The sequence below is a fragment of the Streptomyces sp. WM6378 genome (assembly GCF_001279695.1).
GTDB lineage: Bacteria > Actinomycetota > Actinomycetes > Streptomycetales > Streptomycetaceae > Streptomyces.
The window spans coordinates 34995-47491 of the sequence record NZ_LGDD01000288.1 but is presented as its reverse complement, the minus strand read 5'-3'; the positions used below and the strand labels follow the sequence as shown (position 1 = coordinate 47491).

Here is a 12497-nt window from a genome sequence, read left to right as displayed (position 1 = left end):
TGTGGGCAGATACACCCCATCTTGCCTGACGGCCACCCCTGGGGGGAAACCCGTATCGCGGTGCACCGCTGACCTGCCCGGCGTTGGGCCGCCGCTGTAGTCGGCCTGTCACGGGCTGTCGGTATCGGACCCTGTCCGGCGGACCCGCGCGGCCGGGAATTCGCCCGGTACGACGAAGCGGCCCCGGTACGCGATCGCATACCGGGGCCGCTGCCCGTCACCGGGCGCTCACACTGAGCTCAGCGTTTGCTCGTACTGCTCGCTCACTGGCCCTGCTTACTGACCGGCGGCCTTCTTCTTGCGGAGGAAGAACACCGCGCCGCCACCGAGCAGCACCAGGACGACCGCCGCGCCGGCGATCATCGGGGTGGCGCTGGAGCTGCCGGTCTCGGCCAGGTTGGTGCCACCGTTGGTCCCGGTCGAGCTGCCACCGGCCGAGGCGGGGCTGGGCTTCGAGGACGGGGCCGGGCCGGTGCCCGCGGTCTTGCAGTCGAGGACACCGGAGAAGTGCTGGCCCGCGATGGTGAAGTCGTACTTCTGGTCCTCGGCGACGGGGAACAGCACGGACTTCGTGCCGCCGGCCGGGACCGTCGCGATGGTCTTGCCACCGACGGTCACCGGGAAGGCCTCGTCGCCCTTGTTGGTGACGGTGATGTCCACGCCGCCCTTGGCGCAGTCCTTCTTGACCGACACGGCCGGGATGGCGCCCTGCTTGGCCCAGGTCGCCTTGGCCTCGGCGTTGACCGTCGAGTCGCTGGAGCCGGCCAGGATCTGCGTCTGGCTCTTGGAGTCACTCGCGAACGCGCGGCCGACCGGCACCTGGGTGGTGGCCGACAGGCGCAGCGAGCCGGAGCCCGGCTGGGCACCCGCGGGCACGTCGAAGAAGAGCTGGCTGTTGTTGACGGCGGAGCTTACGGTCTTCCCCGCCTTGTCGACGACCTTGACCCCGGCGGCCTGGAGCTCCTGGGACGGCGTCACCGTCACCTTGTCGGCGTTGGTGTGCACCGTGACCGGGCCGAGCTTCTGGCCGGCCTTGCCCGCCACCGACGCGCCGTCGAGCGTCAGGGAGGCCTTGGGCTCCTCGACGACCTGGGCGTTCTTGAACAGCCAGTCGGCCAGGGTCTGCGCGTCCTTGTCGGCCGCGTCGACCTTGACGTGGTCCGAGTAGCGCCAGATCGCGACCTGGGTGGCCGCGGCCGCCTCGCCGTTGCTGAGCTTGCCGGTGACGCCCGCGTCCTTGGCCAGCTGACCGAGGTCGTTCTTCTGCGGGTAGGAGTTCTCCAGGATCCAGCGGATCTTGCCGGCGTCCTTGTTGTTCGCCAGGGAGGTGCCGCTCCACGGCGTCTCGCGGTACTGGGCCTCGCGCTGCGTCGGGTTGTGGATGTCGATGCAGTACGTGCGCAGCGTGCCGCCACCGTCGACGTTCATCCGGAACAGACCGGCGGAGACCTGCTCCTTGTGGCCGTTGTCGCCCGTGATGACGGCGCCGGCGAACGAGCCGGGCTCAAGACCCTGGATGGTGGCGGTCGCGCCGCCCTGGCCCTGCTGGTCGGGCGTGTCCGCGACGGCCGCACCGGCGCCGGCTATCGCACCGGCCGCGACGAGTCCCGAGACGGCTGTGGCGGTGGCGAGGCGCAGAGCACCCCGCTTGCGGGCGGAACGCCCGTGAACGGCTGAAAACACAGAATTCCCCTTCGGGCGAGGCACTTTCGCATGTGGTGCGCGTGCACAGGGGTGCGCGTGGGGGAAGTGCCTCACCGGCAGACTCAAGTGCCCCGTGAGTACGCCGGAATCCTAGGGATACGGAAGTCAACGATCCGCAGCGATGACATCAGATAAGCATTCTGATTCGGAATCGTTATCCCGGAACGGGTGTGCCACCTGGCCTTATCGACAAATCCCCGGTACAGAAAGGGAGTTTCGGGACACCTTTACCGCTCAACCAACCCTCCACCGCCACTCCCTCCCTCCTCAAGTGCCCCCGCCTAGACGCCCATCGGAGCGGGCGCCGGAGCCGTGGATGTGGCCGATTCCCATACCACTGCCGGGACACTGTTGGCCGAAATCGGCTGGCCCACCTGGGACGCGGTCGGCTCGCGGCCCGGTGCCGGGCCGCCCTCCACGCCCTGAACCCCGGCCCGTTCGACCGGACCCGCCTCACCCTTGAACACCCGGCGGAACGCGGTGGTCCCCCGCGACATGTCGTGCCCGATCGCCACCGCGTCGACGTCCGCCGAGAAGCGGCGCGGCCCGTCCTTCCGCTCCTCGTCCCGCACCTTCAACCGGCCGTGCACCACCAGCGGTTCCCCGATCGCGACCGAGCCCGTCAGATTCATCCCGAGCGCCCGCGCCGCCCACACCGTGTAGAAACTGGTGGCCCCGTCCACCCAGGACTGCTTCTCCCGGTCGAAGCGGCGCGCGGTCACCGCCAGCCGGAACCTGGCCGCCCCGCCCGTCGCCGATTCCCGCCACTCCACCTGCGTCGCCACATTGCCGACCAGCGTCACCATCGTCTCGTTCACTGCCTCAACCCCCGTACCGGGTAGATCCCGTGGGTCCGACCTCTCGTACGCCGGAACGGGAACGAGGCAATGAAAAGCCCCGCCCGGCCCGGCACTCGATCGAACCCTTGCGCTGTCGATCTCCATGCTGGACCGGACGGGGAGTCCCTGCCGGAGCCTGTGGACTACCGCCCCGTTGTGGAAAACCCGCTCACTCGGCCGCGCCCCCCAACCCGGCCGGGGCCGCCCCGCATCACCCCGTCCCCGCGACCGCGGCGTACTGCTCCCGCACCTCGCGATACCGCAGCAACTCCGCGGACACCGGATCCAGGACCCTGGCCCGCCCGCAGCCCGCGGCCGCCTCCCGGAGCCTGCGTTCGGCCTCCTGTCCGTAGCGCCGCCCAGGCCCGCGCGCCGCCACCGCGCACGCCCACTCCACCAGCGGGCCGCCCACGATGCCGGCCAGCATCACCAGCGCGGGAACGATGAGCCCCGGCTGAAGGACGCCCACGATCTGGCCGACCAGCCAGAGCCCGCCCACGACCTGAATGCCCGTCATGACCATCTGGGCCAGCACCGCGGCCGGCCACCAGGGCGGCCGGGGCGAGGTGCCGCGCTCCAGTTCCTCCCGTACCGCGAGTTCGTCCAGGGCCTCGGGAAGCCCCTCGGCGCCGCGCACCGCGGATTCGCGCACGGCCTGCGCCCAGGGCGCGGGCAGCCCCGCCGAGGCCTCGTCGGCGACCGTACGGACCGCCTGCTCGACCCGCTGGCGTGCGGTGACCTGATCCTCGACCTCGGCATCGGAGGGCGGCCGCTGCACGGCCGGGGCGCGGAGCCGGTCGAGCCAGCGCCACAGCCGCAGCCACGGAGTCCCGCACGCGTGCTGGGCGTTGCGCTGCCACTCGCGTTCGGCGGCCTCGCCCGCGGCCGAGGCGCCGACCGCCGCGGCGAGGCGGTCCGCGAAGTCCTTGCGGGCCCGTTCGTCGAGTCCGGGCCGGCCGTCCGCGACGTACAGCGGGCGCAGTTCGACGGCGGCCGCGTCCACATCGGCGGCGAGGCGGCGGGCGGCGGCGCCGCGTTCCTGCACGAACCGGCCGAGCTGTTCGCGCAGTTCGCCCACGCCCCGGCCGGTCAGCGCGGACACGGAGAGCACCGTGGCGCCGGGCTCGCCGTGTTCGCCGAGCGCCATGCCGTCCTCGTCGAGGAGGCGGCGCAGATCGTCGAGCACCTGGTCGGCGGCCTCGCCGGGCAGCCGGTCCACCTGGTTGAGCACGACGAAGCTGACCTCCGCGTGCCCGGCGAGGGGCCGCAGATAGCGCTCGTGGAGCACGGCGTCGGCGTACTTCTCGGGGTCCACCACCCACACGATCGCGTCCACCAGGGCGAGCACCCGGTCGGCCGCCTGGCGGTGCGAGACGACCGCCGAGTCGAGGTCGGGCAGGTCGACCAGGACCAGGCCCTCCAGGTCGCCGCCCGAGCTGCCCGATCCGCCCGAGCCGCCCACGATGTCGAGCGGGCGGCGGCGCAGCCGGCCGGGGATGCCGAGCCGGTCGAGCAGCCCGGCGGCGCCGTCGGTCCAGCTGCACGCGATGGGCGCGCCCGTGGTCGGGCGGCGCAGACCGGTGTCCGAAATCTGGCTTCCGGCAAGGGAGTTGAAGAGAGTGGACTTGCCGCTTCCGGTGGCTCCCGCGACGGCGACGACGGTGTGCCGCGCGGACAGCCGCTGGCGCGCGGACGCCTCGTCGAGCACCCGCCCGGCCTCGGCCAGCGCCTCGGCGTCGAGCCGGGTGCGGGAGAGCGCGACCAGTTCGCGCAGCGCGTCGAGCCGGCCCCGTACCGCCCCGACGTACGGCCCGCCGATGGGCTCGAAGTCGAGGTCGTCCTCCTGGGGTTCCTCGTCCTCAGGGGTGGTCATCTCGCCGGGATCGGCGGCGCGCCGCGCGATCAACCCGTCGGCCCATTGGTCGTCGATCTGCTGCGTCATGCCGCTTTCCTCTCCTTCTGCACCATGGACAGTGCGGCGATCAGCCCGGCCTGCGGCTCGGGCGTCACCTCAAGGGCGTCCAGCGGCGCGAGCCGGCGCTCGCGCTCGGCGCCGAGCACCTGGTCGATGTACGTGGCGACGAGTTCGCTGCCCTTGTCGCTGAGTCGCAGCGCGCCCTGGGCGCCGATCCGCTCGGCGAGCCGCTCGCCCGCCCTGCGGGCCCGCCGCCCGCCGAGCAGCGCGGCCGCGAGCAGCGCCGCCACGGTCTCGGGGTCGGGGGCCAGCGAGCGTTCCATCTCCCGCACTTCCTCCTCGGCCAGCTCTTCGAGGACCCTGCGCCAGCGCCGCACGGCGAGCCCGATCCGGTCCTCCGGATCCCGGTGGCGTACGTCGCCGTCGAACCCACCGGCGGCCGGCTCGCGCGCCCACGCCTCACGGACGCGTTCATCGGCGGCCGCGGCCGCGCACCGCAGCAGTTCGGCGAGGCTGTCCACGAGCGCGTCCAGGAGCTCGGCGGAGGAGGCGCCGCCGGGGTGGGCGCGCCAGCGGGTGAGCGCGTCCCCGGCGAGCACCCCGCCGGCCTGCAACCGCCGCCGCACCCGGGCGCCTTCCTTGGCGTACGCGTCCTCGACCGCGCCGGTGAGGCGTACGGCGGCGGCGTACTGGGCGGCGACGGCCGAAGCGAGCTCCGGCATCCGCGCGTTGAGCGACTCGATGGCGCCCGACGCGGTACGGGCCACGGCCTGCTGGCGGGCGGCCGGGTCCTGGCTGCGGTGGGTGAGCCAGGCGCGCAGGGCCGCGACCGCGGTGGCGGGCAGCAGCCCGTGCGAGGCCCCGGCGGACTCGGGCAGTTCGGGCACGGTGAACCGCGGCACGTCCCCGAGCCCGGCCTTGGTGAGCAACGCCCCGTACTGCCGCGACACTTCGCCGAGCACCGGGTGCGGCACCCGGTCGAGCACGGTGACGAGCGTGGCGTCGTACTCCTTGGCGGTACGCAGCAGGTGCCAGGGCACCGCGTCGGCGTACCGGGAGGCGGTGGTGACCATGACCCATACGTCGGCGGCGCAGATGAGTTCGGCGGCCAGGATGCGGTTGCTGACGACCAGTGAGTCGATGTCCGGCGCGTCCAGGAGCGCGAGCCCGCGGGGCAGCGTGGTGGCGGTCTCGACGCGTACGGCCCCGTCGTCGTCCCCGCCGGGCAACTCGTCCGCTTCGGCGTCGTCCTGCTGCTGCGGCAGCCAGACGCGGGTGAGTTCGGGCAGCACCCGCGCCCCCGCGAACCAGTCCTTGTCGTCGGGGTGGCACACGAGGACGGGCGTACGAGTGGTGGGCCTCAGCACCCCGGCCTGGCTGACCCGCCTCCCCACAAGGGAGTTGACCAAGGTGGACTTCCCCGCCCCCGTCGACCCGCCGATAACAGCCAGCAGAGGGGCTTCAGGATCCTTGAGCCGGGGCAGCAGATAGTCGTCGAGCTGTGCGAGCAGCTCGCTGCGCGTCTGCCGGGCGCGTGGAGCACCCGGCAGGGGCAGCGGGAGACGCACGGCGGCGACACTGTCGCGCAGGGCGGAGAGTGCGTCGATGAGCTGAGGCCGTACGTCCATGGTCACCACATGCGAAGAATGCCCAATTTTGCCGCCTTTTTGAAGCGTATGGCCACTTCCGCGCGCGTCCGTAGGCCGCCAGGACATGCCGAATGGACACATGGGACACACGGGACGAGTGGGACGCAGGCATAACGAGTGCACAACACCCTGCGCCGCGAGCGTCAAAAGCGCTGCATGATTCGCACCTGCCTGCGATTATCGGTTCGCTTCACCGAACCTCCACATCGTGCCACGCAGGTGAAGCAACCGGGACGAGGTGACAGGAGCCCTATCCTTGTCCCCGGCAAGGTCATCGGCCCGGGACCCGTCCCGGACCTCCGTCCTTGCCCGCCCGGGGCTCCAGGCCACCGAGGCCCCATCCGGCCCCCGTAGCTCAGTGGATAGAGCAGGCGCCTTCTAAGCGCTTGGCCGCAGGTTCGAGTCCTGCCGGGGGCGCATCCGCGCCAGTGCCGATTTGGCCCTCCTCCGGGAGGGCCTTTTTGCTGGTCGGGGGCAGGCTAGCGAAAGCCGGGTAGAACGGGCGTAAGGGTTGGCCGGGCCGCTGGCGGGACGGGTGCGCACCCGCGGCGTCGTCGCCCTCGCCCGCGCGGCACCGACAGCGGCATGCCGGGCCGCGTCAGGTTCACGCGGGCTCACCGCCGCCCGCGCGGGCGCGCCGACCCGCCCTCCTCGCCCACCTGACGGAGTGAGGCCCTCACAGCTCCGGCGGCTCACCCCCCAGCTCGCGATGCACGAGGTTCGTTTCCTCGGCTGTCAACGCCCGCTCCGGCAGTGGGCGTTGAGCCGCTGCTCGGAAGCCGTCCAGGAGGAGGGCCAGGTGGCGGCGCCAGGAGCCCGGGCGGACTGATTCGATCGCGGGGAGCGAGGTGCCCAGGGCGCTCAGGGCGAAGAGGAGGTCTTCCGTGACCACGTCCGTGCGCAGTTCGCCGTCCTCGGCCGCCCGGCGCATCAACCCGCTCAGGGTCGCGTGGTTGTGGGCGTGGATCGCGTCCAGGGTCGGGGCGCCCTCGATGCCCGTGGTCATTAGGTCGCCGACGCCCCGGTCCCGGGCCAGCAGCGCGCACACGCCTTCCAGGTACGTGGTCAGCGCGCCCCACGCGTCGTCCGCCAGGCGCGCCCTCTCGCCGGAGGCCATCACCGCGGCCAGGTCGTCGTGGAAGACCGCCTCCACCAGGTCGCCCCGGGCCGGGAAGCGCCGGTACAGCGTCGCGTTGCCCACCCCCGCGCGCTTCGCGATCTCGTCCAGCGGGACGTTGATCCCCTGCTCAGCGAACAGTTCCCGCGCCGCCGCCACCAGCAGCTCCCGGTTCCGCAGCGCGTCCCGCCGCAGGGGTGCGGGCTTTTTCTGGTTCTGGTTCTGATGGTTCTGGTTCTGACGGTTCTGTTGCTGGTGGTTCTGCTGCTCATTCTCCGGCGGGGCCATGGGGCCAGACCCTACAACGGGAAACGAGGACCCCTCCCCGGTTGCCGGGCCCTGCCGATCAGGCCCCCACCGTCCCGGCCGGCCCGTGCCGCAGCCGGGCGCGGGCCGGCTGACCGACCCCGGCGCGCATCGACGTCCGCAACCGCACCCCGTTCAATGTCCGGCGCCCCCGCGCCCGGCGTCGAGGCTCTCGCGCTCCTGCGGCGTCGCCTTCGCGACCTGGCCGCCCGCGCCGAAGTACGCGCGGGACAGCCGGGCCCGCAGCGACTTCCCGTCGGCGAGCGGTTCGGGCTGTTCGTGCGCGGTCAGGGTGTGCAGCCGCTCCGCGGGCAGCGGCTCGTGCACCTCGACGTACTCGCCGTGCGGCAGCTTCCTGATGCGGCCGGTCTCCCTGCCGTGCAGCACCAGGTCGCGGTCGCGGCGTTGGAGGCCGAGGCACCAGCGGCGGGTGAGCTCGAAGACGAGTACCGGCACCACGAAGAAGCCGGTCCGCACCGTCCAGGTCATCGCGTTCAGCGAGAGGTGGAAGTGGGTGGCGAACAGGTCGTTGCCGCCGCCGGCCAGGGTCACCACGTACAGGCTGATCCAGGCCGCACCGAGCGCCGTGCGTACGGGGGCGTTGCGCGGCCGGTCGAGGAGGTGGTGCTCGCGCGCGTCCTTGGTGATCCACGCCTCCACGAAGGGATGGACCGCGATCAGGCCGAGGATCGTCGGGAAGAGGAGGAACGGGATGAGGACGCCGAGGGCCAGGGTGTGGCCCCACGCGTTGATCTCCCAGCCCGGCATCACGCGGATCAGCCCCTCCGCGAAGCCCATGTACCAGTCGGGCTGGGCGCCGGTGGAGACCTGGTCGGGGCGGTACGGGCCGAACGCCCAGATCGGGTTGATGGAAGCGATCGCGGCCACCACCGCCGTGACCCCGAACACCAGGAAGAAGAAGCCGCCCGCCTTCGCCGCGTACACCGGAAGGAGCGGCATGCCGACCACGTTCTTCTCGGTGCGGCCGGGCCCGGCGAACTGCGTGTGCTTGTGGAAGAAGACCAGGATCAGATGGGCCACGAGCAGGCCCAGCATGATGCCCGGGATGAGCAGGACATGCAGGCCGTAGAAGCGCGGAATGATGTCCGCACCCGGGAACTCCCCGCCGAACAGGAGCATTTGGATGTACGTTCCGACCACCGGCACCGACAGGATCACGCCCTCGATGAAGCGGATGCCCGTGCCGGAGAGCAGGTCGTCGGGGAGCGAGTAGCCGAAGAAGCCGTCCAGCATGCCGAGGAACAACAGGCCGAAGCCGAACAGCCAGTTGACCTCGCGGGGCTTGCGGAAGGCGCCGGTGAAGAACACCCGCATCATGTGCACGAACATCGCCGCGATGAAGATCAGGGCCGCCCAGTGGTGGATCTGCCGGATCAGCAGCCCGCCGCGCACCTCGAAGCTGATGCGCATCGTGGAGTCGAAGGCCTCGGAGACCTTCTGGCCGTTGAGCGGGACGTACGAGCCGTCGTAGACGACCTCCACCATGCTCGGCTTGAAGAACAGCGTCAGATAGACGCCGGTCAGGATGATGACGACGAAGCTGTACAGACAGATCTCGCCCAGCATGAACGACCAGTGGTCCGGAAAGATCTTGCGCATGTTGCTCTTGGCGAGCCGGTGGAGGCCCACCCGCCCGTCCGCCCAGTCGGCGACCCGCTCTCCACGGCCTGCCATCCCGAACCCCCTCGCTGAAGACGCGCACGTCGGACGCCGGCAGGGCTTGATCACTCGACCCCCTTGCCGACGCCCGAATACTAACCGGGGACACTTCCCCACTTAGCTCGGGGTCCCGCCCTCCCCGACGCCCCTATCCTTATTGCGAACTACTTGCAATAACGGCAGTGCAGGCGGAAGGGGTGTTCGGGGTGGGGTTTCCAGTGGTGCTCGGGATCGAGTCGTCCTGCGACGAGACCGGGGCCGGTCTCGTGCGGAACGGGCGGCTGCTCGGCCATGCGGTGGCGTCGAGCATGGACGAGCACGCCCGCTACGGCGGGGTCGTGCCGGAGATCGCCGCCCGCGCCCACGTCCACTCCTTCACCCCGGTCGTGCACCGGGCGCTGGAGGACGCCGGGCTGCGGATGTCCGACATCGGCGCGGTCGCCGTGACCACCGGGCCCGGCCTGTCCGGCGCCCTCCAGGTCGGCCTCGCGGGCGCGAAGGGACTGGCGTACGCCCTGGACGTACCGCTGTACGGAGTCCACCACCTCGCCGGTCACGTCGCGGCCGACACCCTGGAGCACGGCCCGCTGCCCGACCCGTGCATGGTGCTCATCGTGTCCGGCGGCCACACCTCGCTCCTGCTCGTGCGCGACCTGGCGCGCGACCCGATCACGCATCTCGGGGACACGCTGGACGACGCGGCGGGCGAGTGCTTCGACAAGGTGGCCCGCGTCTTCGGGCTGCCCTACCCGGGCGGCCCCGCCATCGACCGGGCGGCCCGGGGCGGCGACGCGGGCGCGGTCACCTTCCCCCGGCCGCTGACCGGGCCGCGCGACGACCCGTACGCCTTCTCCTTCTCCGGGCTCAAGACGGCCGCCGCCCGCTGGGCCGAGCGGCACGCGGGCGCCGAACTCCCCGTCGCCGACGGCTCGGCGGCTCTCCAGGAGGCGATCGCCGACGTACTGACCCGCAAGGCGGTGGACGCCTGCCGCACGCACGGGGTCGACACCCTGGTCGTGGTGGGCGGGGTCGCCGCGAACTCCCGCGTACGCTCCCTCGCCGAGCAGCGCTGCGCGGCCGCCGGGATCACCCTGCGGGTGCCGCCGCTCGGCCTGTGCACCGACAACGGCGCGATGATCGCGGCGGTGGGCGACCTGCTGGTCCGCGCGGGCGCGGAGCCGGCCCCACTGGACGTCTCCATCGACCCGTCCGCCCCGCTGGAGTACGCGGCCCTGCATCCGGTCGCCCGGGGCGTGCGGGTCGCCTGACGGCGGCGGGCTTCCCCCGGTCGGCGCCGGGCCGGCGAGTGTCTTGCGGGACGGGCAGGTAGCATGCGCCAGTTGACGGGGAGTCAGGCGCGCCAGTGCGGCCGAGGTCCGTCCGAAAGGTTGTGGCGCAGCTTGAAAGACGATAAGGCGACGATGGCCGCGAGCCGCGAGCCGCGAGCCGCGAGCCGCGAGCCGCGAGCCGCGAGCCGCGAGCCGCGAGCCGCGAGCCGCGAGCCGCGAGTGGGGCGGTCGGCGCGTAGCTTTTCGGGGTGGCCATGCACCCTAGCCAGCCCCTTCGCGTTCCGGTCGGGCCCGATGCCCACCGGTGGCGCACCTTCCGTGCCGAGAAGACCCTGGTCGTGGCCGCCCGTACGGTGACGTCGACCGTCCGCGTCCTTGAGTGCCTGCCCACCCTGGTGCGCGACGACAGCCGTGTCTCCGTCGTGTTCGCCTACGATCTGACGTCCGCCTTCAGCGACGGCGTGCTGCAACTGCTCCACGATGCCGGGTGCCGGGTCATGCCCTGGGAGCAGCTCGGCCGCATCAGCCCCGACCTCATCGTCACCGCCAGCGAGAACATCGACGTGCCGGACGGCGACTGCCCGGTGCTTGTGCTGCCGCACGGGGTGGGGTTCCAGAAGCTGGTGCCCGATTCCCGCAGTGCGCGGGAGCGGCTTTCCGGGCTCGTACCGGATGCGCTCCTTGAGGCCGGGCGGGCCTGGCTGGCCGTTTCGCACCCGGAGCAGGAGGAGCAGCTGCTCGCCGCACACCCCAAGACCGCCGGGCGCACGCTCCCGGTCGGCGACCCGTGCTTCGACGAGCTCCTCGGCGCGATGCGCCAACGGGGCGTCCATCGAAGGGAGTTGGGGGTCGGCGACGGGCGGCGGCTCGTCGTGGTCAGCTCCACCTGGGGGCCCACCTCCCTCGTCGGGCAGGACCCGGAGCTGCCGGCCCGGCTGCTCCGCGCGCTGCCGTACGACGAGTACCGGGTCGCCCTGGTCGTCCACCCCAACGTCTGGGCGGGGCACGGGAGTTGGCAGATCCGCACGCTTCAGGCGGCCGCCCTCGACGCGGGGCTGCTGCTCGTGCCGCCGGTGCACGCCTGGCGGCCCGCGCTCGTCGCCGCCGACCTGGTGATCGGCGACCACGGATCGGTGACGCTGTACGGGGCGTGCCTCGACATCCCCGTACTGCTCGCCGCGTTCGGCCCTGACGCGGTGCCGGGCACGGCGGCCTTCGACCTGGCCCGGCTCGCACCGCGCCTCGACCCGCGCGCCGATCTGGCCGGGCAGGTCGAGGAAGCCGTCCGCGCGCACGCGCCGCAGCGCTACTCCCCCGTCGCCGAGCGCGCCTTCGCGGAGCCGGGGCAGGCGCACGCCCGGCTCCGCAGCGCGCTGTACGGCCTCATGGAGCTGCCCGAGCCGGCCACCGCGGCGCCGTGCGCGCCCGCGCTGGGCGGCGCGGACGTCGACGCCGTCCCGTGCAGGTCGTGGCGGGTCGCCACCGCCGTGTCCGCCGACGACTCGGGGCCCGTCGTCACCGTCCGGCGCCATCCCGCTTCGGTGTCCGGCGCCGTCGAGGAGGGCGCCGATACGTTCGCCCACCTGGCCTGCGCGGAGGACGAGCCGGACCGGCGGCTGGCCGAGAGCGCTTCGGTGATCGTCCGGCCCGGCGGGGCGGCCACGGCAGTTGGCGCCCTGCGCTGGATCGCCGACGCCCTGGAGCGATTCCCCGGCTGCCTGCTGACGGCCGTCGCCACGGACTCGCGCGGCGTCCTGGTCGGGCTGCGGGACGGCCGGATCGTCGAGGCCACCTCGACCGGCGCGGCCCTGGACCCGGGCCTCGCGGCCGCTGTGGTCTACGCGCGCCTGCGGGCGGGCGGGCCCTTGACGGACGCCCTGGTGGCGTTGCGGATCGGGGCGGCTCGCACGGAGGACGTCGCCCTGCGGGTGCGGGCCGCCCGGCAATCCGGCTGAGCGGGGGCCCTGCGGCTGCGGGGCGCCACCCATTGATCCCGCT

General features: G+C 72.6%; 8 protein-coding genes and 1 tRNA gene. 3 read left to right on the top strand and 6 right to left on the bottom strand.

What is annotated here, in order from left to right:
• Positions 1 to 276: 276 nt before the first annotated feature.
• From ADK54_RS21805 to ADK54_RS21790, 4 genes are all read right to left on the bottom strand, one after another.
• On the bottom strand, positions 277 to 1683 hold the full coding sequence (locus tag ADK54_RS21805; RefSeq protein WP_078966527.1) for a Cys-Gln thioester bond-forming surface protein: 1407 nt from the start codon (positions 1681 to 1683) through the stop codon (positions 277 to 279).
• Positions 1684 to 1985: 302 nt separating this feature from the next.
• The gene (locus ADK54_RS21800; RefSeq protein ID WP_078966526.1) at positions 1986 to 2522 is read right to left on the bottom strand and encodes a single-stranded DNA-binding protein; all 537 of its coding nucleotides are present in this window, start codon (positions 2520 to 2522) and stop codon (positions 1986 to 1988) included.
• Positions 2523 to 2754: 232 nt separating this feature from the next.
• Positions 2755 to 4485, bottom strand: coding sequence for a GTPase (locus tag ADK54_RS21795; protein WP_053727353.1), 1731 nt, complete (start codon positions 4483 to 4485; stop codon positions 2755 to 2757).
• The gene (locus tag ADK54_RS21790; RefSeq protein WP_053727352.1) at positions 4482 to 6086 is read right to left on the bottom strand and encodes a dynamin family protein; all 1605 of its coding nucleotides are present in this window, start codon (positions 6084 to 6086) and stop codon (positions 4482 to 4484) included. Before ADK54_RS21790 ends, ADK54_RS21795 begins: the two co-directional genes overlap by 4 nt.
• Positions 6087 to 6451: 365 nt before the next feature.
• Between ADK54_RS21790 and ADK54_RS21785 the strand changes: the two genes are divergently transcribed.
• A tRNA-Arg gene (locus tag ADK54_RS21785) sits at positions 6452 to 6524 on the top strand.
• A 259-nt stretch (positions 6525 to 6783) separates the two neighbouring features.
• Here ADK54_RS21785 and ADK54_RS21780 read toward each other — a convergent pair.
• Together ADK54_RS21780 and ADK54_RS21775 are read right to left on the bottom strand one after the other, a co-directional pair.
• The gene (locus ADK54_RS21780) at positions 6784 to 7512 is read right to left on the bottom strand and encodes a TetR/AcrR family transcriptional regulator (protein ID WP_078966525.1); all 729 of its coding nucleotides are present in this window, start codon (positions 7510 to 7512) and stop codon (positions 6784 to 6786) included.
• A gap of 153 nt (positions 7513 to 7665) precedes the next feature.
• Positions 7666 to 9225, bottom strand: a complete 1560-nt coding sequence (locus ADK54_RS21775) for a cytochrome b (RefSeq protein WP_053727351.1) — start codon at positions 9223 to 9225, stop codon at positions 7666 to 7668.
• A 191-nt stretch (positions 9226 to 9416) separates the two neighbouring features.
• Here ADK54_RS21775 and tsaD point away from each other — a divergent pair, with 191 nt between their 5' ends.
• Both tsaD and ADK54_RS21765 read left to right on the top strand, forming a co-directional pair.
• Positions 9417 to 10478, top strand: coding sequence for a tRNA (adenosine(37)-N6)-threonylcarbamoyltransferase complex transferase subunit TsaD (tsaD, locus tag ADK54_RS21770; RefSeq protein ID WP_053727423.1), 1062 nt, complete (start codon positions 9417 to 9419; stop codon positions 10476 to 10478).
• Between the two features lie 275 nt (positions 10479 to 10753).
• The gene (locus ADK54_RS21765) at positions 10754 to 12454 is read left to right on the top strand and encodes a hypothetical protein (RefSeq protein ID WP_053727350.1); all 1701 of its coding nucleotides are present in this window, start codon (positions 10754 to 10756) and stop codon (positions 12452 to 12454) included.
• Positions 12455 to 12497: the final 43 nt, after the last annotated feature.